The sequence below is a fragment of the Curtobacterium sp. KBS0715 genome (assembly GCF_005938005.2).
Taxonomy (GTDB): Bacteria; Actinomycetota; Actinomycetes; order Actinomycetales; family Microbacteriaceae; genus Curtobacterium; species Curtobacterium flaccumfaciens.
Genome location: NZ_VCCA02000001.1, coordinates 1,140,696 through 1,166,163, shown reverse-complemented (window position 1 = coordinate 1,166,163; position 25,468 = coordinate 1,140,696). Strand labels below are relative to the sequence as shown.

Below are 25,468 nucleotides of genomic sequence, written 5' to 3'. Positions count from 1 at the left end.
TTCGTCCTGCCACGTCACGCACCCCGCTCGAGGAGTTCGGTCCACGCCGCACTGTACCGGGCGAGTCCGAAACGTTCGCGGTATGTCGTGAGGGCTCCTGCGGCGAGCCGGTCGCGGTCGTCTTGTGACGACAGGATTGTCCGGCATCGCTCAGATGCCGCCTCCCAGTCACCGCTCCTGACGAGGAACCCGTTCACATCGTCGTCGATCACGTCGCGGAGGCCCCCGACGTCGTAGGCGACGACCGGAACTCCCACCCGCATCGATTCCAGGACTGTCAGCGGCTGTGCCTCGTAGCGGTAGGTGCTCGGGAACACGAGGACACTCGCGGTCGCGAGCAGGCCATCACGAGCCTCGTCGAACATCGCGCCGATGAAGTCCACCCGGTCTCGCACCTCCGGGTCGAGGATCGCCCGCAGCCCCTCCCCGTACTCGTCGGACGACGCTCGACCGATCACGATCGCTCGAGCGTCCGGTGCGTCGACGAGGCACCGGTTCGCGATGCGCATGAAGTCCTCGGCACCCTTGCCCGGGATCAGGTTCGACAGGAAGGCGATCGTCGACGATCCGCCGACGGCTGTCGTTCGCCGCTCCGGACCGCCGACCGCGTTCGGGATGACACTGCGGGCGTCGTTGAACTCTTGCACGTCGGGGAGCATCGACTCCCCGAGGACCACCACCGAAGAAGCGCCGCCGAGCAGGAGGGCCACCCCACCGCGATGGAGGGCCCCTCGTTCGGCCAACGCTCGGTAGCCCGACGTGTGGACGTACGCAATGTACGGACGGCGCAGCATCCGCAGTTCCACGCTCATCACGACGTCAACCCAGAACGACGGTGGCCGGTTCGTGGTGAAGAACACCACCGCCGCGTCACGGTGGTGCCGGAGCGTCGTTCCGAGCCGGAAGAGGAGCGAGATACCGCTGAGTACTTTCTTGATGCTCGTCGAGCCGATCTCGTCGACTGATCTGCTGAAGCGCCGGTCCACTAGGACCGGGCGCCGGCCAGAACCGACGAGGACGTCCATGAGGGTCCTCGTCATGACCGTCGACCCGTGCACGGGTGGGGGCAGCTGACTGATCACGATGACGTCACCGTGCGCCTCAGCCACGTCGTCTCCTGACAGCGAGCACGAGGAACGTCAGGTTACCGAGCAGGTAGCGGCGCCAGAGGCGCCGTGGCTCGCGGACGAGTCGGTACACCCACTCGAGGCCCGTTCGGCGCCACAGCCTCGGTGCCTCGACGACGTCTTCGGACACGAAGTTGAAGGCTGCCCCGACAGCCAGGACGACTGCGGAGTGCAGCGCGGCGAGTCTGACGACTTCGTAGTCCTGCTTCGGTGTACCGATGCCGACCCAGACGACGTTTGCCGCCGATTCCCGGATCAGCGAATCGATGTGGTCTCGATCGCTGTCGCCGAACTCAGTGAAGGGGGGACTGAAAGCACCCACCACGACCGCATCGGGGTAGTCCCGAGCGATGGCCATCTCGAGACGGGCGAGTGACCCCTCGCTCCCACCGAGCAGGAAGTGTCGAAGACCGTACGTCGGCTTCGACGAGAGGATCTCGCGGAATGCGTCCGGACCGCGCAGATGTGCGACCTCGCCACGGATCGAGCGCGCGATCCACGCCAGGGGCGTCCCGTCCGCGATGTTCACCCCGTCCGATTGGAACAGGCGCAGGTAGCGGGGGTCGGACGTCAATGACACGGTGTACGCGTTGACGAAGTGGACGGGGATCCCCGGTCCGTCGAGGCGATCAGCGACGGACCGCAGCTGCTCGAGGACTTCCGGACCCGGGACCGCGACCAGCGGCACGCCTGCCGCACGGACCGTCGGGAGGGCGATCACGGCGTCGCGGATTCCGGGCTCCGCCCCGTCAGGATTGCTGTGAGCGGCCATCTAGTACGCACCTCGGCTGGTCGCGATGGCCTTGAACGTCTTCCAGAGGATGAGGAGGTCGGCCACGATCGACCAGTTCTCCACGTAGTACAGATCCAGCCGCACGGAATCCTCCCATGACAGGTCGGACCGACCGCTCACCTGCCACAGCCCCGTCATCCCCGGCTTCACCAGGAACCGACGGTGGACGTGGGTGTCGTAGCGGGCGACCTCGCGAGCGAGCGGTGGCCGCGGTCCGACCAGGGACATGCTGCCGGCCAACACGTTGAACAGCTGCGGCACCTCGTCCAGGCTGTAGCGGCGCATGAACCCGCCGACCCGGGTGACCCGGGGGTCGTTCCGCATCTTGAACAGGACGTCGTTGCCCTCGGCTCGGTCGAGCGCACTGAGCTCCTGCAGGCGTTCCTCGGCGTCGACGACCATCGAGCGGAACTTGATCATTCGGAAGGTGCTGCCGTTCAGCCCGACGCGCTCCTGCCGGAAGAAGACCGGACCGGTCGAGGTGGTCTTCACCAGCACCGCCAGCACGAGCAGCAGCGGCGACAGGACGACGACGAGCAGCCCGGCACCGATCAGGTCGAAGGCGCGCTTCGTGTAGAGCTTGCGGCCCGAGTACGTCGGTGTCTCGACGTGGATGAGCGGCAGACCCTGCACCGGCCGGGTGTGGATGCGGGGACCACCGATGTCGGTCAGGCTCGGCGCGACCACCAGGTGCTGCCGACCCGGCTCGAGCGACCAGCTGAGTTCTCGGACGCGCTCCGGCGGCAGGTCGTCGGAACTGGTGATCACGACGGTGTCGGCACCGGTCTCGCGCAGCGCGGAGCCGACGTCGTCGAAGCCGCCGTGGCTCTGGATGGTCGACCCGGCCAGCAGACCGCGGTGGTTCGTCGACACGACGGCGCCGACCACGCGGTAGCCGGCTTCGGGGGAACGCGCGAGTTCGCGGCCGATGTGCAGCACGCTGGCCGGCGACCCGACGAGCAGCACCGTCGCCGAGTAGGCGCCCTGCTGACGCTGGGCGACGAGCCACTGGCGCCAGATCCAGCGGGACAGCAGGAGGACGAGGATCCCGATCGGGAACGCGATGAGCACGTAGCCGCGGGCCAGGTCGACGTGCAGCAGGAACGCCGCGATCGCGAGCAGGCCGAACACGCGAACGCTGGAGTCCGCGACCAGGCGGTACTCGGTGCTGCCGACGCCGATCACCCGCGCACCGCGGGTGTCGTACAGGGCGAGTGCGCTCATCCACACGACGATCACCACGATGGAGATCGCGGAGTAGCTCAGTCGCAGGTCGGCAGTGTTCGTGGCCAGGTTCGACTCGAGTCCGAGCCAGGCGATCTGCACGCCGAAGACGACCCAGATCAGGGCCAGCAGGTCGGTGAAGAGCACACGGCGCGAGTACGTGCGGCTCCACTCGTCGGTGGCTCCGAGGGCGCGTGGTGCGCGGAGCGCGTCCGCCGTCACGAGGACGACCCGGTCACCACGTCGCCCCACCGTCCGACGAGACCCGGACGGTCGTGCCGTCCCACAGCCACACGTCCTGGCCGGCGCGGTCGATGGTGACGGTGTTGTCCGCGTCCGCGCCGTCGGCGCAACCGACCGGCGTGACGGGGGTGCTCGGCGTCACCCCGGCGGCGGGCATCGTCACGAGCTGCACGCCGTCGCACGACGCGACCCCCACGCGAGCCAGCGTGTAGTCGCTGCCGGCGACGGCGATCGAACGCACGCCGCCCATCGGCACGTCGACCCAGGCTTCCTCACCGGTGCGCCACTCGAGTTGGCCGTCGCAGATGACGACCGCGGTCTGCTCGCCCTGGAACGCGTCGATCGGGTCGGCACACGGCGCCTGCTCGGTTCCGCTCGCGAGCACGACACCGTCGGTGCTGATGCCGGCACCGGCTGCGCCGGTCACCCCGGCTTCCCACGTCACGCCGGCGTCGGCGCTGGTCCGAGCGGTCGTGGTGCAGTCGTCGCCGACGCCTGCCAGGATCGAGAGCTCCGCACTGGAGGCCCGGATCGCCATGAGCGATCCGACATCCGTCCCGAGTCCCACCGGGACCCACGTCGCCCCGCCGTCCACGGAGTGTTCCAGCACCGGCCGCGGGCCGCCGCACGACCCACCGGACGCGCGCCACGCCTCCTGGCCGTCGACCGCTGCCAACAGGCGGCGGCCCTGCTGCTTGGTCGACGCGGCGTCTGCGTCGGCGGTCGCGCTGGCCCGCGGTGTCTCGCTCGGATCCGGTGCCTGCGAGAAGGTCGGGATCGGACCCGCCGGTCCGTTCTGTTCAGGCGCGGTGCGGCCCAGGGCGAGCGCGACGAGCACCACGTCGACGACGATCAGCGCCACCACCACGACGGCCACCAGGATGAACGTGGTCCGGGGCAGTGCGCGGCCGAGGCTTCGGGTCCCCCGGCGAGTCTTCATCTGATCGGCCCCGTTCAGCGTCCGGCGCGGCGGAGCACGCCCAGCTTCTTGCCGGCACGCTTCGGCGGGTGCGTCGACGTGGTCACGGTGTTGTCGTCCTCGTCGTGGCCGTAGCTGTAGCCGTAGCCGTAGCGGCCGTGGCCGTACGCCCCCGGGCCCTTCAGCGGCATCTTCGTCAGGACGAAGCCGGAGACCGGGGCGCCGACGTTCTCGAGGGTGGCGACGGCCGCGGCGAGCTGGCCCTTCAGCGTCTGCCCCGAGGCGACCGCGACGATCGCGCCGGAGGCCTTCTTGGCCAGGATCGCCGCGTCGGTGACGGGCAGCAGCGGCGGGGCGTCGAACAGGACGTAGTCGAACTGCTGCTCGAGCAGGTCGATCAGGTCCTGCATCGCACGCGAGCCGAGCAGCTCGGACGGGTTCGGCGGGATCTGACCGGCGGGCAGCACGACGAGCTTGCCGCGTCCCCACGGGTGGGCCACGTCCTCCAGGTCGGCGCGGCCGATCAGCACGTCGGTCAGACCGGCGTTGCTCTCGACGTCCATGTACTCGGCGACGCGGGGGCGGCGCAGGTCGGCGTCGATCAGGATGACGCGGAACCCGGCGCTGTCCAGGGCGATCGCCAGGTTCGCGACGGTGGTGCTCTTGCCCTCGGACTGCATCGACGACGTCATGACGAACGTGCGGGCACCGGTGCCGATGTCGAGGAACTGCAGGTTGGTGCGGAGCGTGCGGAACGACTCGGCACGGGGGCTCCGCGGGTCCACCTGCACGATGAGCGGGCGCTCGGCGGCCTTGGCGTCGAAGGCGATCCCGCCGACGACCGGCTTGTCGCTGATCTTCTCGACGTCGAGCTCGGTGCGGATCCGGTTGTCCAGGGTCTGGCGCAGGACGGCGATGCCGATGCCCAGGGCGAGCCCGACGAGCAGCCCGAGCGCGACGTTGACGGGGACGTTCGGGCTGACCGGCGTGCTCGGCACGTCGGCCTGCTTCACGCGGGTGAGCTTGACCGTGCTCTTGCCGCTCGCGTCGGTGGCCTCGATGTCCTGCACGACGTTGGTCAGGCTCTGCGAGGTCGCGTTGGCGATGTTCGCGGCCTGCACCGGATCGGTGCCCTCGACCGAGATGGCGATGAGGGTGGTGCTCGTCGGCGCCGTCGCCGACACCATGGTCGCGAGCTGGTCCGCGTTCATGTCGAGCTTCAGCGACGAGATGACCGGCAGCAGCACGATCGGCGTCGACACCAGGTTCGAGTACGTCAGCACCCGCTGCTGGGTGAACGTGTTGCCCTGCGCCAGGTCGCTGGCGCTGCCGGACGTCTCGGTGGAGACGAAGACCTGCGCCGATGCCGAGTAGACCGGCTTCTTCAGCAGGGAGAACCCTGCGGCTGCGGCCACTCCCACCAGGGCGAGTACGACGATCAGCACCCATCCCTTGCGGAGCACCGTGATGTAGTCGCGGAGTTCCACGCCTTTGCCTTCCCCGATCATGGCCGTCCCCGTGGTCCCGACACAGGCACGCCGGGGTACTCCCAGCGCACGGCATACAAATAGTGCCACAGGAACGAGCACTGCTCGGGGGAAGTCGCCGTCCGGCGCGCGGTGTCCTCTACGGTGGCCCCATGCGCTCCGAGTCGCCCCAGACCACCACCGAGCCCAGCGTGCGGCGACAGCGGGACCTCATCGTCATCCTGGTCGCACTCGGCGTCGCCGTCATCCTGACCCGGATCGTCGGACAGGTCACCCGGACTGGGGGCATCCCCTCGCCGGTCCTGCAGGTGCTCGCCGCGGACGCCGCCGTGTGGGTGCCGCTCGTCGTCGCGGCCGCCGTGGTGCTCCGTCGGACCCCGCGTTCGGCGATGGTGTCGCGGCTGCGGCTCGACCTGGGGATCGTGGTCTTCGCGATCGGCATCGTGATCGTGTGCCGCGCGGTGGACGTGTTCCTGTCGATCGCGTTCACGGGGTCGACCGGGCTCGTCCCGGCACCGACGCTCGGCACGCCCGACGTCGGGCTGCTGCTCGTGTCGGCGATCGGCATCGTCATCGTGAGCCCGGTGCTCGAAGAAGTGGTGTTCCGCGGGCTGTTCCAGCGCCGGCTCGCCGCCGAGCTCACGCCCCGCACGCGGTTCCTCGCGGTGCTGGTCACGGCGCTCCTGTTCGCGCTGCTGCACCTGCTGCTCGGTGCGGGTGGCACGTCGCTCGGCGGGTTCCAGGTGTTCGTGACGACGTTCCTGCTCGGCCTGCTCACCGGCACGCTCGTCGCGATGACCGACCGCATCGGCGGCGCGATCCTGGCGCACGTGCTGTTCAACGCGGTCGCGGTCGTCGCCACCTGGCCGCGCTGAGCGGCCAGGCCTGCGTCCCCAGATGGGGTCAGGGTCGGTCGCTCAGCAGCCCGGACCACTAGCCTGCACTGAGCATGACTCGCCCAACCAGCATCGTCGACAACCCTCTCGTCCGTCAGGCTCCGATCAGCGGCCTGTTGGCGCTGTCGGCGTTCCTGAGCGTCGTGATGCCGACGCTGGCGATCACCCAGCACCACCTGTTCGTCGCGAGCGTGGTCGGCGTGGTGGTCGCGACGCTGATGAGCGCGATCCCCACGCTCGTGCGCAGCGCGGCCTGGGTGGTGCCGGTCCTGCTCACCGTCGACTTCCTGACGATCGCACTGCTGCGTACCGGGACGGGCTCCGGCTCCTCGCTGTTCACCGCGATCGTGGTGCTCCCGGTGGTCTGGTGGGCGTCGCTCGAGAACCGTCGCACCGTGCTCTTCGCGATCGCGGGCATCGTGCTCGTGATCCTCGCGCCCTACGTCCTGACCCCGTCCGACGCGCCCGGCGCGAGTGAACTCGTCCGCCTGGGCATCCTCGTCGTCGTCTTCGGCACCGTCGCCGTCGTCGTGCACGAGCTCTCCCGTCGCTCGCGCCTGAACCTGCGGTCGGCCGAGGCACGTGAGGGCAAGGTCCGCGCCGAGATCGACCGGGCAGCGGCGGTGCAGCGATCCCTGCTCCCGACGACGACCGGCCGCATCACCGAGGACGTCGTCGTCGCCGGTGCCTGCCTGCCGGCCCGGAGCGTCGGTGGCGACTTCTTCGACTGGTACCCGACGCCGACCGGGGTGGCGGTGAGCCTCGGCGACGTCATGGGCAAGGGCGTCGGCGCGGGGCTGATCGCGGCCGCGGTGCGCGCGACCCTGCGCAGCGCCCGGACCGTCGAGGACCCCGGCGAGGCGCTGAAGCGGGCCTCCGACGGGCTGACCGCCGAAGGTGTCGGGCCCGACCTCGCCTTCACCACGCTGTTCCACGCCCGGATCTCCGACGACGGCGCCCTCCAGTGGGCGGACGCCGGGCACGGGCTGAGCTTCGTCCTGCGCGCCGACGGGCACGTCGACCGGCTCCGGTCCGGCGACATGCCGCTCGGGCTCGGCATCCGCGAGGAGTGGGCGACGACCCAGGGCGCCCTCGAACCGGGTGACCTGCTCGTCTCGTTCAGCGACGGCGTGCTCGACCTGTACGACGACCTCGACGACACGATCGAGTCCGTCGCCGCGATCGCCCGCGCCGGCCGCGACCCGCACGCGGTCGTCCTCGCGCTGTCCGCCCGCGCCGACGAGGTGCCGCACGACGACGACGTCACGGTGATCGCCATCCGCCGGCAGCCCGTCGAGGTGGACACGGAGCGACCGCTCGCGATGCACGCCGACTGAAGGCGCGGAACGAGCGCACGGCGACCGGCGGCGCTGAACGAACGCCGGCCTGCCGGGATTGGTACGCGCCGCCGCTCGAACCCGAATCGTGCGGCGACGCGTGCAGACGGTGAGCGTCTGCCCTCGGACGCCCTAGCGTCCTCGGTCTGCGGGGGCGGCCCGACGGGCCACCCGGAGGGTCAACCGACCCGGTCGAGGTCCCACAGGGGCGGCACGTACGCGCGGGACCAGCCCTCGCGCAGGCGCGTCACGGCGCGGTCGAAGGCCTCGAGCAGGTCCATCTCCGGCCGCACCATGGACTGAAGCTGCAGCCCCTCGTAGGTCGCGAGCAGCTGCTCCGAGCCGCGCGCCGGCTCCATCGTGCCCGGCTCACGGCCGAGCAGGACGTCGCGCTCCAGGGCGTGCTGCACGAAGGCGTGGAACCGTCGCCACCGGACGTGCAGCATCGGTGCGAGCGGGTGCTCGGGCGACGCCGCGATGTTCAGCGTCGCCGTCAGGAACCGCATGAGCGACGGGTCGGCCACGTTCGCGGTGACGATCGCACGCAGGAACCGGATGGTGCCGTGCTGCTCGGCCAGGGGCATGAGCGGGACGGTGCGCTCCTCGTTCCACCGGTCGATGGTGGCGAGCAGCAGGCCGTCCCAGCTCGGGAACGTGCGGCCGACGACGTCGGTGTCCACACCGGCCGCAGCCGCGACGACCTCGGGGGTCACCTCGTGCAGCGGACGGGTTCGCAACGCCGTGATCATCCCGTGGATGACCTCACCCCGCAGGGAGGTGTCGTCGGAGGTGGAGACCGGCGGCGTTTCGATGTGCATGCATACACTGCACCAGCCCGGAGCGGCCGTGCACAGTCCCCCGAACGGGAACGCGCGTTCCCCGGACAGGCCCTACGGCTGCTCCGGCACGGTCACGATCCGGTTCTGGTACGCCCACACCACGGCCTGCAGCCGCGACCGCACCCCGAGCTTCGGCAGCATCCGCGCCAGGTGCGACTTGACGGTCGACACTTCGAGCACGAGCGCAGCGGCGATCTCCTCGTTCGACATCCCCTGCGCCAGCAGCAGGAGCACCTCGCGCTCGCGGGCGGTCAGCACGCCGTCGGCCCGGTCGCCGGAGACCGGCTGCAGGCTCCGCCGTGACACGAACTCCCGCAGCACCCGCCGGGTCAGGGCCTGGTCGAGCGTCCCGTTGCCAGCGGCGACCTGTCGCACGGCGTCGACGATGGTGTCCGGCTCGGCGTCCTTGAGCAGGAAGCCGGACGCACCGGCCTCGAGCGCCCCGAACACGTAGTCGTCCAGGTCGAACGTCGTCAGCATGAGCGCGGGGATCGCCGGATCGGCGTCCGGCGCACAGAAGATCCGGGCGAGCTCGATGCCGTTCATCACCGGCATCCGGATGTCCAGGCAGGCCACGTCGGGTCGCGTCTCGCGCGCCAGCGCGAGCGCCTCGCCGCCGTCGGCGGCCACGCCGACCACCTCGATGTCCGGCTCCGCGCCGAGGAGCGCGGACACCCCGGCGCGGACCAGGGGCTGGTCGTCCGCGACCAGCACGCGGATCACGCGACCACCCCGGTGCCGTCGGCGGCCTGCGCGGGTGCGGCAGGTGCCTCCCGGCCGAGCGCCAGCTCCACCAGCCATCCGCCGGTCGCGGTCGGGCCGGTCTGGAGGCGCGCCCCGACCAGGTCCGCCCGCTCGCGCATCCCCCGCAGACCGTTGCCGCCCGAGGGAGAGGTCCCCGCTGCCGGCACGGTGGCGGGTGCGTTCTCCACCCGGATCACCACCCGGGTCGCGTCACGGTCGTCGATGGTGACGGTGCACGGGGCGGACGGGGCGTGCAGGGCGGCGTTGGCCAGCGCCTCCTGGACGGTGCGGTAGGCGGCGAGCTGCGCGAGCGGGCCGACGCCGTCGGCCAGCGGGCGGTCACCCGGCAGCACGTCGAGCCGGACGTCACTGCGGAACCGCGCGCGTTCGGCCAGGTCGACGATGCCGGCGACCGTCTCGACGGCGCGCTCGGCGGGGGCGTCGTCGCGGAGCAGGCCGACCAGGCGGCGGAGGTCCTCGAGCACGGCGGTGCTCTGCTCGCGGACCTGGCGGGCACCCTCGTGGGCACGCTCCGGGTCCGCGTCGATCTGCCGGTCGATGACGGCGGCCATCAGCGCGATGCCGGACAGGTGGTGCGCGGCGATGTCGTGGAGCTCGCGGGCCATCGCTGCTCGTTCGCGGGACACCGCGGCGTCGACCAGGGCGTCCTGCTCACGGTTCACGGCACTGGCCTCGGCGGTGCGGGCGACGCGGACCTCGCGCCGGGACTGCACGAGCAGGGTGACCAGCAGGGGCAGGCCGACCGCACCGATCGCCTGCAGCACGCCCTGCCCGAGCGACCCGGCAAGGCCCGTCGAGAAGTCGCCGCGGAACGCACCACCGGCGACGGCGGACAGCACCGCGCTGCCGGCGGCGACGAGCGCCCCGGCGACCAGGAGCGTCGGCCACAGGCGGGCCAGCGGGACACGGAGTGCGGCGAGGACGACGGCGACGACCACGGGCAGTGCGGTGAGGCCGAACAGGTCGGACGACTCCGGGGCGAGCGCCGCGACCACCACCGGCAGGGCGGCGATGACGATCAGTACGGTGCGCGGTGCCCGACGGGCGGCGAGCAGGGCGGCCGACTGGACCACCATGCCGAGGGCCAGGACGCTCCACGCCAGGGTGAACGGTGCGGGGACCCGGAGCGCCAGGGTGGCAGCGTCGGGCTCGAGGCTGTCCAGGGGCGGGAGTCCGAGCAGCAGGCCGAGGGCGACGACGGCCGTGCCGAGGGCGACGAAGACGTCGACGCGGCGGGCGCGCTGCGCTGCCGGCTCGGCCGGTGCACGCTGCGCTGCCGGCTCGGCCGGTGCGCGCAGCGCGTCGTGCTCAGCGGGTGCCATCGTTGGATCCTACGAGGCGGGCGCGGGCGGGGACCGGTGCGTCGAGGGGCAGGGCGCGTCGGGCGGGGTCGTAGCCCAGGCGGCCACGGGTCGCGACGAGGAGCACCACGGCGGCGATGGTCGACATGATGGTCAGGCCGATCATCAGCGTGCCGGCGGTCATGCTCGGGTACATCTCGGGGAACAGCGTCGAGATCGTGTTGTTCACGCCGACGTGCAGCAGCAGGGCCAGGGGCAGGCTCTCGCGGGTCTTGTTGAAGACCTGGATCATCACGACGTTGAAGGTGATGGTGAACAGGGCGAACACGACGGGCTCGCTCCAGTGCGCGTTCGGCCAGCCGCCCCAGTCGCTGAAGTACAGCGGCATGTGCCAGAGCGCCCAGATCGGGCCGAGGATCGCGGCGGCACCGAGGCCCCCGAAGCGGTGCTGCAGGCGGGGCAGGGCGAAGTCGCGCCAGCCGGGCTCCTCGCTCAGGCCGGTCGAGAACAGCTGGATGATCAGCCCGGGGACGAGCATGGCGAAGGCCAGGGCCGAGGGGGCCCGCACGTCACCACCGGCGAACGGCAGCGCGGACACGACGATCAGGGCCGGCACGACGACGAGTGCCAGCGCGTACCAGTACCAGGCGACCCGCCAGCGGAACAGCCGTCCGACCCAGCGGCGGAGCCCCGCGCGACCGTCGGCGACCGCGGTGACGATGAACGCGCTGCCCAGCGGGCCGAGGAGCGCCCCGGGCAGGACGCCCGTGAACTGCGCGCTGCCCAGGACCTCGGGGAAGTGGATGTCCCACACGCCCATGCCGTGCGGCGACAGGATGTACGGCACCCACGCGAGCCAGCTCAGGCCGAGCGCCATGGTGAAGAAGGACACGAGCGGGTGCCGGGCGATGAGGCCACGGACACCCCCTCGGTCGTGGGCTGCGGTGCCGGCGGTGGGCCGGACTTCGGTGGTGTTCGTCATGCACACGACGCTAGGAACCAGCGCGCTCGGGGACGACCGGCTTCGGGATGCACCTGCGGGAGTTCCATCGAAGGATGCAAGTGCGCTGCTGGCCGGTCCGGTCCCGTCCGGTCCGGTCGCCGTGGTGGCCGGCCGTGCTTCGCCGGGGTGCACCGGCCTTGCTTCGCCGGGGTGAGGAACACGCCGTCGTCATCGCTCGACGCCCCGTCGTGCTCGAGACGCCGCCATGTTCGGAGGCGTCTCGAGCACTCGGCGGCGCCTTCGTCCGACGACGGCGTCTTCCGAACCGACTCGGCCCGCAGGACGCCGGCGTCTCGCGGCTCTGTTCAGGCGTCGCGCTGCGCAGCCACGTGCGCCAGGACGACGGGGTCCGCGCAGCCGCAGGACTCGCACCGTGCTGCGTCCCTCAGCCCGTGCGAGCTTGCTCGCCCAGTGCGCCGCTACAGCCCTGCACCAGGCCGCCAACCTCGCACCGGGCGAACAACCGCGCACCGTGCGCAGCTGCGCCGCAGCGTCAGCGCAGCGTTGCCCGGAGTGCGTCGGCGATGAGCGTCAGCGCCGCGTCGAGCTCGTCGGCGACGCGCTGGTGGGTCGCCGTCGAGCGACGGTAGGGGTCGTCCACGTCGTCGTCGGCCGGGTCGGCGGGCGGCGGGACGGTGCCGCGCAGCCGGGCGACGCGTTCCACGAGCTGCTGCGGGGTCGTCACGTCGGCCAGGTCACCGGGCTCGAGGCCGGCGAGCACCCGCGCGAACTGCTTGATCGTGAAGGTCCGCTTGGACGCCCGGGGTGCCAGGGAGACGGCGGCTGCACGGTGCGATCGCTCGGCGGTCAGCACCAGGTCGGCGCGCTCGACGATCTCGGCCGTCAGGTACCGCGACCGGTGGACCGAGGGATCTCCGCCGAGCCGCACGGACTGCTCGGCCGCGGCGGCGTCCATCGGGGCGCCGTCGTCGGCGATGGTGCCGGCCGACTCGACCACGAACGCCGGAGCGTCCGGGCCGAGCCGTGCCGTCAGGACCTGCGCGCCGAGCGGGGACCGGCAGATGTTGCCGCTGCAGACGAACAGGATCCGCATCGTCACGCTGCGTCGGTGCGTTCGCCGGCGCGCTCGTCGGCACGTTCGTCGGCACCGAGCAGGTCGTGCCGCACGACGATGGCGTCACGGCCGGGGCCGACGCCGATCGCGGAGATCCGTGCGCCGGACATCGCCTCGATCGCCAGGACGTAGTCCTGCGCGTTCTTCGGTAGGTCGTCGAAGGTGCGGGCTCCGGTGATGTCCTCGGTCCAGCCGGGGAACTCCTGGTACACCGGCTTCGCGTGGTGGAAGTCGGACTGGTTGACCGGGACCTCGTCGACACGGACGCCGTCGACCTCGTACGCGACGCACACCGGGATCGTCTCGAGCCCGGTCAGGACGTCGAGCTTGGTGAGCACGAAGTCGGTCACACCGTTGATGCGTGCTGTGTAGCGGGCGATCGGGGCGTCGTACCAGCCACAGCGGCGCGGGCGGCCGGTGGTGGTGCCGAACTCGAAGCCGTTGGCGCGCAGGAACTCGCCCGACTCGTCGAACAGCTCGGTCGGGAACGGGCCGGCGCCGACGCGGGTCGTGTACGCCTTGACGATGCCGATGATCCGCTCGAGCTTGCCCGGGCCGATGCCGGAACCGGTCGCGGCGCCACCGGCGGTCGCTGACGACGAGGTGACGAACGGGTAGGTGCCGTGGTCGACGTCGAGCATCGTGGCCTGGCCGGCTTCGAACAGGACGGTCTCGCCACGCTCCAGGGCACGGTGGATCTCGAGGGCGGTGTCGGCGACCATCGGGCGCAGGCGCTCGGCGAACGAGAGCAGCGACTCGACGACTTCTTCCGGGTCGATGGCGCGGCGGTTGAAGACCTTGACCAGCAGGTGGTTCTTCTGGTCGAGCGCAGCCTCGACCTTCTGGCGCAGGATGTTCTCGTCGAAGATGTCCTGGATCCGGATGCCGACGCGGTTGATCTTGTCGGCGTACGTCGGGCCGATGCCGCGACCGGTGGTACCGATCTGGCGCTTGCCCAGGAACCGCTCGGTCACCTTGTCGACGGTGCGGTGGTAGTGCGTGATGACGTGGGCGTTGGCCGACACGAGCAGCTTCGAGACGTCGACGCCGCGGGCGCGCAGGGCGTCGAGCTCCTGGAACAGCACCTCGAGGTCGACGACGACGCCGTTGCCGATGATCGGGGTCACGCCGGGCGTCAGGATGCCGGAGGGCAGCAGGTGCAGGGCGTACTTCTCGCCGCCGACGACGACGGTGTGGCCGGCGTTGTTGCCGCCGTTGAACTTCACGACGTAGTCGATGCGGGAGCCGAGGAGGTCGGTGGCCTTCCCCTTGCCCTCGTCGCCCCACTGGGCGCCGATGATGACTGCTGCGGGCATCTGGTTCTCCTCACGTTGGCGGAGGACCGCACACGGCCGTCCGGGCCGGTGGTCCACCCGAGTCTATCGGCTGGTCACCTGCGCGTCACCCGCCGTGACGCCCTGTGGACGGTGGGCCCCTTGTCCACATCCAGCGCACCTGGGTGTCCGTCCGGATCGGTCGGAGCACGGTCGGACCCGTCCAGATCCACCAGGGAAGGAGCACGACATGAGCGGCATCGGAGACAAGGCGAAGGACTTCGCCGACAGCGACAAGGGCGAGAAGGCCACGGACGCCGGCCTCGACAAGGCGGGCGACGCGGCCGACAAGGCGACCGGCGGCGGGCACGGCGACCAGATCGGCAAGGCCGAGGACGCGGCCGACGGCAAGATCGGCAAGTGACGTCCGAGACGCCACCGACGTACGGACGGGAGGCGCGGTGCCAGCTGGCACCGCGCCTCCCGTCTGTCGGTCGGTGCGTCCCGGATCACCCGGCCGACCCCGGATCAGCTCCGGAAGAAGTCCTGGTACGACGGATCGCCGACGGGCTGGGAGTGCCCGGGCTCGGCCAGGCGCTGCTCGATCATGGCCTGGATGACATCCGGCGGAGTGAGTCCACGACGGCGCCACTCGACCGGGTTGGACCGGAGCTGGTTCAGCGTGTTCTGCATGTGAGCCACACTGGCACCGCTTCACTAGTTTGTCTAACTACCTGTCCTGAACACGCGTTCTCCTGCTCCACCCGGTGTGCGCCGAGGCCGCTTCGTGTGCAGAAGAGGTCGGGTCCCCCTTCGGGACCCGACCTCTTCTGCTCACCAGGTGACGCGCGAGCGGCGCGCACCCTTGCCTAGCGGCGCGTGACCTTCGGGGTCGCTCCGGACTTGGCAGTGCCGTCCGCGTACCCGGAGGCGTGTGCGGTCACCCGCACGCTCATGCGGTGCCCGACGTCGGACGAGCCGAGCTTGTACTTCGTGCCCGTGGCCGACTTGACGACCTTGCCGTCACGGAGCCACTGGTACTTGTACGTCGCCTTCGTCGTGCTCCAGCTGCCGTGCTTCGCGGTGAGGGTCGAGCCGACCTTCGCCTTCCCGCTCACCGTCACCTTGCTGCCCTTGGCCAGCGCCAGCGTCGGCGGGATCACCTTGATGGTCGACGTGTCGGCCTGCTTGCCCGCTGCGTTGCCGAGGTGGAGCACCAGCACCGTCGCCTTGGTGACACCCGACGCACGGGTGACCGTGAGCGAGTCGGCGTCGGCGAACAGCACGCCGGTGGCGCCGTCCTGCGAGAACGACAGCTTCGGCTTCGACGGGTCGAAGGTGGCCGCCTTGGTCTCGTCCACCACCGAGGATCCGCTGGTGGCGGCGCCCGGCGCGTAGGCCGACTCGGTCAGCACGGTGTAGTCGAACGCCTTCGACGCGCCGATGGCCGATGCTCCGACGGTCAGCACCTTCACCGAGCTGTCGAAGGTGTTGACGTCCTGTCCGGGCGCCCCGCCGTTGAGCGGCTGCGCGTCGACCGTCTTGCCCGTCGCCAGGTCGACCGTCGTGGCGAGCGTGGCGTCGACGGTGGCCGACTTCGCGTCGTACACCAGGTAGTCGGGCTCGCCGTCACGGTTCGTGTCGATGAGGACCTCGACGTTGGTGACGGCCCCGGGGTTCGCGTCCGGACCAGCGGTCTGCACGCCGAACGCCAGGGTTCCCGACGCCTTGTCGTACGACGCACCGTAGGAACGGACGTCGGCGGCCTGCAGCGAACGCGTCGCCGAACCCTCGGGGAACGACTCGGCCGGGTCGGTGCCACCGAGCACGAACGGAGCGACGGCGGCGTGGTACCCGGTCGTCAGTCCTCCCTGGTCGAGCGTGCGGCCCTTGAGCGTCAGCTCGGCCGACCTGCCCGGCCCCGTGAACGAGACCGTGGTCCGGGCCCGCACGGCGCTGACGGGCTTCGGGGCCACGTAGGCCCCGAGGCGCATCGGGTTGAGCGAGCTGTCGGTCGGTGCGAACGCCACGATGCCGGAGGCGGCTGCCACGAACTCGCGCTGGTAGCCCTGCTGCACGGCTTCCTGGGTCGGGTCGATGACGCGACGGAGCTTCGTCGGGTCGGCGACCGAGAACGTGAGCGTGACCGACGCGGTGCCGTTGGCGGGTACCGTGACCTGCTTCGAGCTGAGCGCGAACGTCACGCCCGGCTGCGTCACCTGCGGCTGGTACGACACGTTGTACGTGTGCGCCTTGCCGTCGGTGTTGTCGATGCGCAGGGTGCGGCGCTCGCTCGTCTTGCCGGCGACCTCGACGACACCGAACGACGCGGTGACGAGCTGGTCGTTCTCGGTGCTGCGGACCGTGGTGCCGGCGGTGACCGCCTGCAGCGCGTCCACGCGACCGGTGCCCTGGCGGAGCAGGGTGGCCGAACGGTTGCCGTCCTTGACGTCGTGCGTCGCGGTGTTCATCAGGGCCGCCTTGACCTGCGGGGCGGACCAGGTCGGGTGCGACTGGAACGTCAGCGCCGCGATGCCCGCGACGTCGGGCGTGGCCATCGAGGTGCCGCTCATCGACATGCGGCCGTCACCGGTGCCGTTGGCCGCCGAGATCACGTTGACCCCGGGGCCGGCGATGTCCGGCTTGACGATGTCGTCGAACGACCCGTGCACGCCACGGCTGGTGAACGACGCGAGCGTGTTCACGGCGTCCGCCTCGATCGCGACCTCGAAGCCCTTGAGCTCGTCCGCGAAGCGCACGTGCAGGGTCCCCGCCTTCGCGGTGGCCTGGAGGCTCGCCACGCTCTTCGCGGTCAGCTCGGCACCCGGGATGGTCGCGTTGCCACCGATGCCGGATTCGAACGTGTCGAGCGTGCCCGCCAGCAGGACACCGACGCCGCCTGCAGCCTGGACGTTGTTGAAGCGCACGGCGGAACCGCACTCGAGCGCGGCGTCCGTCCACTTCAGCCAGACGACCTTGCCCTTGATCTTCGCGGCGTCGGCGGCGCTGAACGCTGCACAGCCGTCGATGTTCGCGGTCGGGACGACGACGTCGCCCTCGACGGGCAGGGTGCCCGTGAAGTTGGACGAGTACTGCGAGCGGTAGGTCTTCGCGACGTCGGCCGGTGCGGTGACCTGGACGCCGTCGTAGAGCGACTGCCCGGTGGCGCTCGCGGCGACGGTGAGCGCGCCCTCGGCGTTGCCCGGCGAACCACCGATGTCGGTGAAGTCGTCGGCGTTGCCCGAGGCGATCACGGGGAGCACGCCGCGAGCGGTCAGTGCGTCGATCTTGGCGTTGTCGGGGTCGTCCGGTGCGCCGTAGTCGGAGCCGAGCGACAGGTTCAGGACGTTGATGTCCTTGCCCTGGGTGAGCGCCTGGCCCACCCAGTCGAGCGCGGCACCGGTGACGTCGGTCGAGCCGCCGTTGTCACCGAAGACCTTCAGGGCGTACAGGCCGGCCTCGGGCGCGGTGCCCGGGCCGATCCACATGTCCTGCACCTGCTGCGTGGTGAGCTTGGTGTAGTCGCCGTCGAACTGCTGCTTGTCGGCGGTCAGGCCGTAGCCGGCGATCGACCCGGACACGTGGGTGCCGTGGTCGCCGCCCGTGCCGTCGATCGGGTTGTCGTCGGGAGCCGGCACCGGGTCGTAGGTGTTCGGGTCCGTCGGGTCGGCGTTGTAGGTCGCACCGGCGAAGTCGTACCCGCCGAGGAACTTCGACGCGTCGTACAGGCTGGGGTCCGGGGCGCCGCCGCTCGCGTTCGCCAGGGCCTGCTGGTACGCCTCGGTGGTGCCGGGGCCGCCGAAGTCGGCCTGCGTGTAGTCGAGACCGGTGTCGAGGACGGCGACGTTGACGTCCTTGCCGGTGTGGCCGGTCTGCTGCCAGGCGTTGAGCGAGCGCGTGTAGACGTCGCTCGCGGCGTTCTTCGGCGCGACGCCGTCGGCACCGGGCTGGACCAGGCTGGGGTCGACGCCCGAGGGAGCTGCGTCGGCGTTCTCGTTGACCGTCGGCTCGACGATCTTCTTCGGCGTGAGCGGGATGATGCTCTCGACGTCGGAGCGCTCCGCGATCTGCCGGAACGCGTCGACGTCGGCGACGACCGCGACTCCGGGGACGGTGTACTCGGTCGAGTAGAGCTCGGTCGCCCGGGCGTCGGCGCGCTTGACGGCCGACCGCACCGCGGCGACGGTCGACTGGATCGCCTCGACGCGGTTCTTGGCTGCGGAGGACTGGGTCCGCGACTTCGTCAGGTCCCCGCCCTTCGCCTTGGCGTCCACTTCGAGGGCACCCTGGCCGGTCGTGCGCACGAACGCGGCGACGGTCTTCGTCGGCTTGGCGTCACGGAGCGGGGCGGAGAGCTTGAGGTCGGCCACCGAGATCCCGGCCGGAGCTGCGGAGGCCGCACCCCCGACTGCGAGACCGCCACACGCGAGGGCCGCGACGGCGATGCCGGCGGTCAGGACGCGGGTGAAGCGATGGGGTGTTGGGTTCGGGTCGGGAATCGGTGTTGCACGGTTCAAAGAGGGCACTCCAGGCTCAGTCCGTGGTTCGCATGAGATTCCTGTGAAGCTATGCGTTCGTTCTCAGGCAGGACAGTCCGCTCTTTGGGGGACTCCCCTCGTCCGAGGGACGGAACCTGTTAAGTTGCACACCTGTGTGCACGTTATTACGATGGGGTGCGTGACCACCACCGAGCAGCCCTCCCGCGCGCCCCGCCGCGACGCCACGGAGAACCGGGCAGCCCTCCTCGACGCGGCGAAGACCTGCCTGCAGCACGACCCGGATGCCTCGATCGAGACGATCGCCGCCTCCGCCGGCCTCTCGCGTCGTGCGGTGTACGGACACTTCCCCTCGCGCGACGACCTGGTGCGCGAGGTCGTGACCGCCGGCGCCGCCCGGATCGCCGCCGCCATGCCCACCACCTCGGACCTGCAGGAGCTCCCGCCGGCCGCACGCCTCGCCGCCATCGCCGTGACGCTCTGGAGCGAGGTGTCGCACGTCCGCTCGATGGCCAGGGTCGCCGTGCGCAGCCCCTTCGCCGAACCGGTCGCCGAGGTGTTCGCGCCGTTGCGCTCGCAGGTGCGCCAGGCGTGCGCGCTCGGGATCGCCGACGGCGCCATGCGGGACGACGTCGACCCCGAGACCCTCGGCCGTCTGGTCGAGGGCGCGTGCATCGCCGTCCTCGACGAGGCCACCCGTTCCGGCACGAGCGACGAGGACGGACGGCGCATGGTGGTGGTGTCGGCGCTGGGCATGGCCGGTATCGACTGGCGCACCGCACTGCTCTCCGAACCCGCTGCGCCCGCTCCCGCCCCCGCCTCTGCCCTGAAGGACCACGCATGACGCTCGAACTCGACCACGTCGGCATCGGCGAGGAGCCCGGCGCACCCCTGCCCGTCGTCTCCGCCGTCGCGGCCCCCGGACGCCCGGGGGTCCTCGCCGTCGAGACCGAGCAGGCACCCGTGCTCGCGTCACTCGTCGCCGGTGGCCGCATGCAGCCCGACACCGGCCGCCTGCTGCTCGACGGCCACGAGGACCCGGCAGCCGTCCGGCGCGCGTTCGCCCTGGTCGACACCCCCGGGGTCGCCGAGCCCTTCCCGGTCATGACCCTGAAGCAGATCGTGCGCGAGGAGCTCGCGTTCGCCGCACAGCGCCCGAACCGCGAGCACGTCGACACCGTGCTCGACGAGCTCGGACTGCGGGACTACGTCGACACCGCCGTGCAGCGGGTGCCGACCGCCGTGCGCATCCGACTGCTCGTCGAACTCGCCCTGCTCCGCGACGGTGTGACCGGCATCGTGATCACCTCGCCCGAGCGACACGGCGGCGCCGTCGAGGACTGGTTCCAGGTGGTCCGCGACGTCGCCCGACGGGGCGTGACCGTGGTCCTCGTGACCTCGAAGGCCGCCGCCACGACCGTCGAGCACCTGCTCGACACGATCGACACGCACGACGACGTCGCGACGCTCGTGACGCCCCAGACCGAGGACCCCGAGGACGTGGCCCGAACCGACGGAACCGAGCAGGGCCTCCCGGCCGCTCCTTCCGTCACCGAAGCATCCGCAACCGTCCCGACGGAGGCACAGAAGTGACCACCACCTCGCTCGTCCGCGCAGAACTCGCGCGGCTCACCGCGACCCCGCTCGCACGCCTGGCGTTCATCGCGCTGATGATCGTGCCGCTGCTGTACGGCGGCGCCTACCTGTGGGCGAACCGCGACCCGTACGCGAAGCTCGACCAGATCCCCGCCGCGATCGTGAACCTCGATGCCGGCGCCACGCTGGACGGCGAGCACGTCGACTACGGCAAGGACGTCACGAAGGAGGCCATCGACGGCGCCGACTTCAAGTGGGAGAAGACGAGCGCCGCCGATGCCCGCTCCGGCGTCCGGAACGGCACCTACGACTTCGTCGTCACCATCCCGCACGACTTCTCCGAGCACCTGGTGTCCGCGCAGTCCGACGACCCGACGCAGGCGAAGCTCGTCATGACGACGGCCGACACGAACTCGTACCTGGCGTCGACCATCGCCGAGCAGGCGGGCAAGACCATGCGCACCGCCGTCGCCGAGCGCGTCGGCAAGCAGGCGGCGAAGACCCTGCTCGTCGGGCTCGCCGACGTGCGGGACAGCCTCGGCGACGCCGTCGACGGGGCGGATGAACTCGCGTCCGGAACCGCCAAGGCGGACTCGGGCGCGCACCAGCTCGCCGACGGCACCGGCAAGCTGTCGTCCGGTGCGGCGGAGCTCGCGTCCGGCACGGCCGACCTGCCGTCGCAGACCCAGCAGCTGAACAGCGGGGCGCAGCAGGTGGCGTCGGGGGCGTCGACCCTGGCGTCAGGGCTGGCCAGCGCGCAGCAGCAGACGGCGGCGCTACCGTCGCAGACGCAGCAGTTGAACAGTGGGGCGCAGCGGGTCGCGGCCGGCAACAGGCAGCTCGCCGACACGGTCGACTCGTACAGCGCCGACGTCGATTCGCTCCGCCCCCTCGACGCAGAGACCGTGATCTCGGGCATCACCGACAACCTGCCCGAGGGTGTCGAGCTCACCGAGGAACAGCAGGCTGCCCTGCAGGCGACCGTCACCGACGCCGTCACCCGGGTCAACACCGCCGGCGCCTCGGCGAAGAGCACCTACGAAACGACGAAGTCCTCGGTGGACAAGCTCCGTGACGGCTCCGCACAGGTTGCGGCCGGCACGTCGTCGCTCGCCTCCGCGGCGCCGACGCTCGCGTCCGGCATCTCCTCGGCGGCGACGGGGGCATCCACCCTCGCATCGGGGGCCGCCCAGGTGGCGGACGGCACGTCGAAGCTGGCTTCGGCCGCTCCGACGCTGTCGTCCGGTGCGTCGCAGCTCGCGACCGGTGCGAAGACCGCCGACCAGGGCGCGTCGTCGCTCGCGTCAGGGCTCGACAAACTCACGACCGGGTCGTCGAAGCTCGCGTCGTCGCTCGACGAGGGCCGCACGAAGATCCCGGCGTCGAACGCCTCGGAGCGTGAGTCGCAGGCCTCGGTCATCTCCGACCCGGTCAAGGTCGGGGACGACAACGTCGCCGCCGCGTCGAACTACGGTGCCGGTCTCGCGCCGTTCTTCATCTCGCTCGCGGCCTGGATCGGCATGTACGCGCTGTTCCTCATCCTCAAGCCGATCTCCAAGCGTGCGATCACGGCGGTGCGGAAGCCCCTCGCGGTGGTGTTCGGCGGCTGGCTGACCCCGGCGCTCCTCGGCCTGGTGCAGATGGTGGCGCTGTTCTTCATCGTGCGTTTCGCCCTCGACCTGAACGTCGTGCACGTCGGCGGCACGATCGGGATCATGGTGCTGGCCTCGGCGACCTTCGCGGCGATCATCATGGCGCTCAACGTGCTGCTCGGATCGGTGGGGCAGTTCCTCGGCCTGGTGCTCATGCTCGTGCAGCTCGTCACCGCCGGCGGGACGTTCCCGTGGCAGACGCTGCCGGGGCCGTTGGCGGCGCTGCACTTCGCGCTGCCGATGACGTACTCGGTCGACGCGATCCGGCAGACGATGTACGGCGGGAACCTCGGCGCCGCGTGGTCCGACGCGGGCGTGCTGCTGTGCTGGCTGCTCGGGGCGCTCCTGGTGTCCTTCGTGGTCACAGCGCGACAGACCCGTTCCCGCACGCTGCGCGACCTGCGCCCGAGCCTGATCGGGTAGCGGGGCGCGCCGGGCGCCGTCGCGCGGGTGCGGGCGCCGGGCGCGGGGCCTCGCAGCCATCGAGTGAGCAGAAGACGACGGGTGTGCAATCACGACCCGTCGTCTTCTGCTCGTTCGACGCGACCTCCGCCGCGCGCAAGGAGCGTCGTCAGGTGCGCCACGGCGACTGAGCGGTGCAGCGTCAGGTCGGACTTCGCCCACCGGACGACCGCCCAGCCGAGACGTTCCATCTCGCGGTAGCGGCGGAGGTCACGGCCCCACTGCTCGGCGTCGGTCCGGTGGTGGTCACCCTCGTACTCGATGACGATGCGGTGCTCCGGGTAGGCCAGGTCGACGCGGCCGACGAACCGACCGTCTTCGTCGAGCACGTCGACCTGCAGGTCGGGCTCGGGCAGCCCCGCGCGGACGATCGCCAGTCGCGCTCTGGTCTCCTGCGGCGACCCGGCCCCCACCCGCACGAGCTCGAGCGCCGCTCGCAGTCGTCGGACACCCGATCGCGCGCCGGCCAGGGCGACGGCGGCAGCGAGGTCGTCGATCGTCGTCCCGCACCGTCGTTCCGTGACGATGGCGTCCCCGAGCACGACGAGCTGGTCGATCGAGAGCACGGCACCGCAGTCCACCCACAGCGCCGCGGGCGTGCTCGCCGGCATCCCCCACCGCTCCGTCACCCGGGCACGGTCCGGTGTGATGCGGTGCCCGACGACCCCGCGGCGTCGCGGTTGTGCGATCGGCACGGGACTCGTGACGTGCACCGGTCCGTCGTCAGCGAACGGGACCGGCAGCTGCCAGAGGACCGCCGCCGAGACGTGACTGATGAACTGCCCGGGGACCAGGACCGGCCGGAACGCCCGGATCCGGTGGACCGGGTCGGGCGGACGGTCACGTGCCCATCGGATCGACCGGGTCGGCCGGATCAAGTCACGCCGTCGGAGTCGTTGTCGGGAGACGCCCGCGCGGTCGGCGGCACCGACGTCGAACGCGCGCCCGCGCAGCGGTGTCGGAAGTGGTCGTGCTCGCATGCCCACCACGTTCGCGCCCCGCGCCCACTGCCCGCGCGCCGAACGCGACTTCTGTGCACAACGCACCCCGGGCCTCCCGTGTGGAGGACCAGCTACGCGCAGATCGTGAGCAGAAATGGTCGGGTCGCCGCCCCGCACCCGACCATTTCTGCTCACGAAGCGGAACCGCCGCCCCGACACGACCCCGCCCGGCCCATGTCACGTCAACCGCTACGATCGACCCACGAGCCAACGGAGGTCGAAGCGCATCATGGGAGACGGCAAGCCCGCGACCATCTACGACGTCGCCGCACGCGCCGGGGTCTCGAAGTCCCTCGTCTCCCTCGTGCTGCAGCGCTCCCCCCGGGTCAGTGACCAGCGCCGGGCCGCCGTGCTCAAGGCCATCCAGGAGCTCGACTACCGTCCCTCCACCGCAGCGGTGTCCCTCGCCGGCACGCGCAGCCGCACCATCGGTGTGGTCCTCGACGACTTCCGCAACCAGTGGTTCGTGGACCTGCTCACCGGCCTGCGCGAGAGCCTGCAGGACCAGGGACACCGGCTCGTGGTCGCCGACCGGTTCCTCAACACGGGGCTCGATGCCTCTCCGGTCGAGGGCTTCCTCTCGATGCGCGTCGAGGGCATCGTGATCGCGGGCGAGCCGACCACGGACCTCGCGATCCCCGCGTCGATGCCGCTCGTGATCGCCGGTGGCCGGGTCGCGATCCCCCGTGCCGACACCGTGGCGAACGACGACCACGCCGGTGGCGGCATCGCGGCGCAGCACCTGCTCGACCTCGGCCACACCCGCCTCGGGTTCGTCGGTGCGAGCTCGGCTGCTTCGGCCGAACGGCAGGCCGGGTTCGCACAGGCCGCGGCTGCACGCGCGGCCGTCGTCACGACGGTGCTGCCGGGCGAACCCACCGAAGAGGCCGGTTCCCGCGCCCTCGGCATGCTCCTCGACGAGCACCCGGACGTCACCGCGGTCTTCGCCGCGAACGACGTGATGGCCCTCGGCGCCCTGTCCGAACTCGCCGAACGCGGGTTGCGCGTCCCCGAGGACGTCTCCGTCATCGGGTACGACGACACCCCGGTGGCCGCGATGCGCTACGTCGGCCTGACGAGCATCGACGACCGCAGCGTCGAGATCGGCCGCGGTGCCGGCGAGCGCCTGCTGGCCCGGATCGCCGATCCGCGGATCGCCGCCACGGAACTCCTCGTCGAACCCCGCCTGGTCGCGCGACGCACCACCGCCGCGCGCTGACGGAGCGGCCCGGACTCCGGCCTGGAGGCCCGTCCTGCCTCCGCCTCGCCCGCTTCGTGAGCAGGAATGGTCGGGTTCAGGGCCCGTACCGACCTTTTCTGCTCACGAAGTCGCGCCGGGCAACTCCGCGTGCTGGACGACCCAGCTGTGCATGACGATCGCCGCGGCGGCCGACGCGTTGATGCTCCGCGTCGACCCGAACTGCGTGATCTCGAGGTGTGCGTCGGCACCGGCGACCGCCTGCTCGGTCAGCCCGGGGCCCTCCTGCCCGAACAGGAACACGCAGCGCTCCGGGATCGTCGCGGTCTCGATGCGCTCGGCACCGGGGGTGTTGTCGATGGCGACGACCGGACGCTGTTCCTCGGCCATCGCGGCGAGGAACGCCTCGACGTCGGGGTGGTAGCGGACGTGCTGGTACCGGTCGGTGACCATCGCTCCGCGCTTGTTCCACCGGCGTCGCCCGATGATGTGCACCGTGCCGGCCAGGAACGCGTTGGCGCTCCGCACGATCGACCCGATGTTCAGGTCGTGCTGCCAGTTCTCGATCGCCACGTCGAACGCGTGCCGTCGGGTGTCGAGCTCGGCGACGATCGCGTCCATCGACCAGTACCGGTAGCGGTCGAGCACGTTCCGGGAGTCCCCCGCGGCCAGCAGCTCCGGGTCGAGCCTCGGGTCGTCGGGCCAGGGTTCCGGGTGCGGCCCCACCCCGTTGGTCGTCAGCTCGTGCGACGGTTCGGGCGCAGTGGTCACCCGACCAGC

22 protein-coding genes are annotated in these 25,468 nt (G+C 71.1%); 7 read left to right on the top strand and 15 right to left on the bottom strand.

From position 1 onward, the window contains the following. Positions 1 to 14: 14 nt before the first annotated feature. The 5 genes from FFG40_RS17280 to FFG40_RS05670 all read right to left on the bottom strand — a co-directional run bounded on the left by FFG40_RS17280 (position 15) and on the right by FFG40_RS05670 (position 5,793). Entirely contained in the window at positions 15 to 1,109 is a 1,095-nt protein-coding gene (locus tag FFG40_RS17280) for a glycosyltransferase family 4 protein (RefSeq protein ID WP_138802541.1), read from the bottom strand. Continuing rightward, positions 1,102 to 1,656: a WecB/TagA/CpsF family glycosyltransferase gene (locus tag FFG40_RS05685; protein ID WP_185974101.1), complete on the bottom strand. Its 555-nt coding sequence runs from the start codon at positions 1,654 to 1,656 to the stop codon at positions 1,102 to 1,104. The genes FFG40_RS17280 and FFG40_RS05685 overlap by 8 nt, the downstream gene beginning before the upstream one ends. Before the next feature lie 243 nt (positions 1,657 to 1,899). Continuing rightward, positions 1,900 to 3,396 carry a sugar transferase gene (locus tag FFG40_RS05680; RefSeq protein WP_138802539.1) on the bottom strand — a complete coding sequence of 499 codons (1,497 nt, stop codon included), beginning with the start codon at positions 3,394 to 3,396 and terminating at the stop codon, positions 1,900 to 1,902. Beyond that, on the bottom strand, positions 3,380 to 4,327 hold the full coding sequence (locus tag FFG40_RS05675) for a hypothetical protein (protein WP_138802538.1): 948 nt from the start codon (positions 4,325 to 4,327) through the stop codon (positions 3,380 to 3,382). The genes FFG40_RS05680 and FFG40_RS05675 overlap by 17 nt, the downstream gene beginning before the upstream one ends. A gap of 14 nt (positions 4,328 to 4,341) precedes the next feature. Next, positions 4,342 to 5,793 carry a polysaccharide biosynthesis tyrosine autokinase gene (locus FFG40_RS05670; protein WP_111056798.1) on the bottom strand — a complete coding sequence of 484 codons (1,452 nt, stop codon included), beginning with the start codon at positions 5,791 to 5,793 and terminating at the stop codon, positions 4,342 to 4,344. A 152-nt stretch (positions 5,794 to 5,945) separates the two neighbouring features. Here FFG40_RS05670 and FFG40_RS05665 point away from each other — a divergent pair, with 152 nt between their 5' ends. Next, positions 5,946 to 6,668 carry a type II CAAX prenyl endopeptidase Rce1 family protein gene (locus tag FFG40_RS05665; protein WP_138802537.1) on the top strand — a complete coding sequence of 241 codons (723 nt, stop codon included), beginning with the start codon at positions 5,946 to 5,948 and terminating at the stop codon, positions 6,666 to 6,668. Between the two features lie 74 nt (positions 6,669 to 6,742). Further along, a complete protein-coding gene (locus FFG40_RS05660) occupies positions 6,743 to 8,026 on the top strand; it encodes a PP2C family protein-serine/threonine phosphatase (RefSeq protein WP_051596609.1) in 1,284 nt (427 codons plus the stop codon). A gap of 179 nt (positions 8,027 to 8,205) precedes the next feature. On the opposite strand, the gene FFG40_RS05655 is transcribed toward FFG40_RS05660, so the two are convergent. From FFG40_RS05655 to FFG40_RS05630, 6 genes are all read right to left on the bottom strand, one after another. Next, on the bottom strand, positions 8,206 to 8,844 hold the full coding sequence (locus tag FFG40_RS05655; RefSeq protein WP_138802536.1) for a TetR/AcrR family transcriptional regulator: 639 nt from the start codon (positions 8,842 to 8,844) through the stop codon (positions 8,206 to 8,208). A 72-nt stretch (positions 8,845 to 8,916) separates the two neighbouring features. Beyond that, positions 8,917 to 9,588: a response regulator transcription factor gene (locus FFG40_RS05650; protein ID WP_110892023.1), complete on the bottom strand. Its 672-nt coding sequence runs from the start codon at positions 9,586 to 9,588 to the stop codon at positions 8,917 to 8,919. Next, positions 9,585 to 10,952, bottom strand: a complete 1,368-nt coding sequence (locus FFG40_RS05645) for a sensor histidine kinase (RefSeq protein WP_138802535.1) — start codon at positions 10,950 to 10,952, stop codon at positions 9,585 to 9,587. The genes FFG40_RS05650 and FFG40_RS05645 overlap by 4 nt, the downstream gene beginning before the upstream one ends. Further along, a complete protein-coding gene (locus FFG40_RS05640; protein WP_138802534.1) occupies positions 10,939 to 11,913 on the bottom strand; it encodes a CPBP family intramembrane glutamic endopeptidase in 975 nt (324 codons plus the stop codon). The genes FFG40_RS05645 and FFG40_RS05640 overlap by 14 nt, the downstream gene beginning before the upstream one ends. Positions 11,914 to 12,427: 514 nt before the next feature. Continuing rightward, positions 12,428 to 12,988 carry a low molecular weight phosphatase family protein gene (locus FFG40_RS05635; RefSeq protein ID WP_260678903.1) on the bottom strand — a complete coding sequence of 187 codons (561 nt, stop codon included), beginning with the start codon at positions 12,986 to 12,988 and terminating at the stop codon, positions 12,428 to 12,430. Positions 12,989 to 12,990: 2 nt separating this feature from the next. After that, entirely contained in the window at positions 12,991 to 14,325 is a 1,335-nt protein-coding gene (locus tag FFG40_RS05630) for an adenylosuccinate synthase (RefSeq protein WP_110858789.1), read from the bottom strand. 208 nt (positions 14,326 to 14,533) lie between these two features. Here FFG40_RS05630 and FFG40_RS05625 point away from each other — a divergent pair, with 208 nt between their 5' ends. After that, complete coding sequence (locus tag FFG40_RS05625) at positions 14,534 to 14,707, top strand: antitoxin (RefSeq protein ID WP_071248465.1); 174 nt, start codon at positions 14,534 to 14,536, stop codon at positions 14,705 to 14,707. Positions 14,708 to 14,811: 104 nt separating this feature from the next. Here the strand turns inward: FFG40_RS05625 and FFG40_RS17045 are convergent, their stop codons facing one another. Together FFG40_RS17045 and FFG40_RS05620 are read right to left on the bottom strand one after the other, a co-directional pair. Further along, entirely contained in the window at positions 14,812 to 14,976 is a 165-nt protein-coding gene (locus FFG40_RS17045) for a hypothetical protein (protein ID WP_155896763.1), read from the bottom strand. Between the two features lie 176 nt (positions 14,977 to 15,152). Further along, a complete protein-coding gene (locus tag FFG40_RS05620) occupies positions 15,153 to 18,800 on the bottom strand; it encodes a S8 family serine peptidase (RefSeq protein WP_138802532.1) in 3,648 nt (1,215 codons plus the stop codon). A gap of 160 nt (positions 18,801 to 18,960) precedes the next feature. Between FFG40_RS05620 and FFG40_RS05615 the strand changes: the two genes are divergently transcribed. From FFG40_RS05615 to FFG40_RS05605, 3 genes are read left to right on the top strand one after another with little or no spacing between them, the layout of a single operon-like run. Then, complete coding sequence (locus FFG40_RS05615) at positions 18,961 to 19,623, top strand: TetR/AcrR family transcriptional regulator (protein WP_138802531.1); 663 nt, start codon at positions 18,961 to 18,963, stop codon at positions 19,621 to 19,623. Further along, a complete protein-coding gene (locus tag FFG40_RS05610) occupies positions 19,620 to 20,372 on the top strand; it encodes a hypothetical protein (RefSeq protein WP_138802530.1) in 753 nt (250 codons plus the stop codon). Before FFG40_RS05615 ends, FFG40_RS05610 begins: the two co-directional genes overlap by 4 nt. Next, the gene (locus FFG40_RS05605) at positions 20,369 to 22,450 is read left to right on the top strand and encodes a YhgE/Pip domain-containing protein (RefSeq protein WP_138802529.1); all 2,082 of its coding nucleotides are present in this window, start codon (positions 20,369 to 20,371) and stop codon (positions 22,448 to 22,450) included. Before FFG40_RS05610 ends, FFG40_RS05605 begins: the two co-directional genes overlap by 4 nt. An 89-nt stretch (positions 22,451 to 22,539) precedes the next feature. Here the strand turns inward: FFG40_RS05605 and FFG40_RS05600 are convergent, their stop codons facing one another. Continuing rightward, entirely contained in the window at positions 22,540 to 23,184 is a 645-nt protein-coding gene (locus FFG40_RS05600; RefSeq protein WP_185974100.1) for an endonuclease domain-containing protein, read from the bottom strand. A gap of 535 nt (positions 23,185 to 23,719) precedes the next feature. Between FFG40_RS05600 and FFG40_RS05595 the strand changes: the two genes are divergently transcribed. Continuing rightward, positions 23,720 to 24,709: a LacI family DNA-binding transcriptional regulator gene (locus FFG40_RS05595; protein WP_138802527.1), complete on the top strand. Its 990-nt coding sequence runs from the start codon at positions 23,720 to 23,722 to the stop codon at positions 24,707 to 24,709. 102 nt (positions 24,710 to 24,811) lie between these two features. Here FFG40_RS05595 and FFG40_RS05590 read toward each other — a convergent pair whose 3' ends face one another. Then, a complete protein-coding gene (locus FFG40_RS05590; protein WP_027464993.1) occupies positions 24,812 to 25,459 on the bottom strand; it encodes a TrmH family RNA methyltransferase in 648 nt (215 codons plus the stop codon). Between the last annotated feature and the right edge of the window lie 9 nt (positions 25,460 to 25,468).

Excerpts from the sequence above, each read along its gene's own strand:
- FFG40_RS05630 (WP_110858789.1), bottom strand. The coding sequence starts at position 14,325 with ATGCCCGCAGCAGTCATCATCGGCGCCCAGTGGGGCGACGAGGGCAAG.
- FFG40_RS05645 (WP_138802535.1), bottom strand. The coding sequence starts at position 10,952 with ATGGCACCCGCTGAGCACGACGCGCTGCGCGCACCGGCCGAGCCGGCA.
- FFG40_RS05635 (WP_260678903.1), bottom strand. The coding sequence starts at position 12,988 with ATGCGGATCCTGTTCGTCTGCAGCGGCAACATCTGCCGGTCCCCGCTC.
- FFG40_RS05595 (WP_138802527.1), top strand. The coding sequence starts at position 23,720 with ATGGGAGACGGCAAGCCCGCGACCATCTACGACGTCGCCGCACGCGCC.
- FFG40_RS05655 (WP_138802536.1), bottom strand. The coding sequence starts at position 8,844 with ATGCACATCGAAACGCCGCCGGTCTCCACCTCCGACGACACCTCCCTG.
- FFG40_RS05675 (WP_138802538.1), bottom strand. The coding sequence starts at position 4,327 with ATGAAGACTCGCCGGGGGACCCGAAGCCTCGGCCGCGCACTGCCCCGG.
- FFG40_RS05610 (WP_138802530.1), top strand. The coding sequence starts at position 19,620 with ATGACGCTCGAACTCGACCACGTCGGCATCGGCGAGGAGCCCGGCGCA.
- FFG40_RS05665 (WP_138802537.1), top strand. The coding sequence starts at position 5,946 with ATGCGCTCCGAGTCGCCCCAGACCACCACCGAGCCCAGCGTGCGGCGA.
- FFG40_RS17045 (WP_155896763.1), bottom strand. The coding sequence starts at position 14,976 with ATGCAGAACACGCTGAACCAGCTCCGGTCCAACCCGGTCGAGTGGCGC.
- FFG40_RS05640 (WP_138802534.1), bottom strand. The coding sequence starts at position 11,913 with ATGACGAACACCACCGAAGTCCGGCCCACCGCCGGCACCGCAGCCCAC.
- FFG40_RS05660 (WP_051596609.1), top strand. The coding sequence starts at position 6,743 with ATGACTCGCCCAACCAGCATCGTCGACAACCCTCTCGTCCGTCAGGCT.
- FFG40_RS05625 (WP_071248465.1), top strand. The coding sequence starts at position 14,534 with ATGAGCGGCATCGGAGACAAGGCGAAGGACTTCGCCGACAGCGACAAG.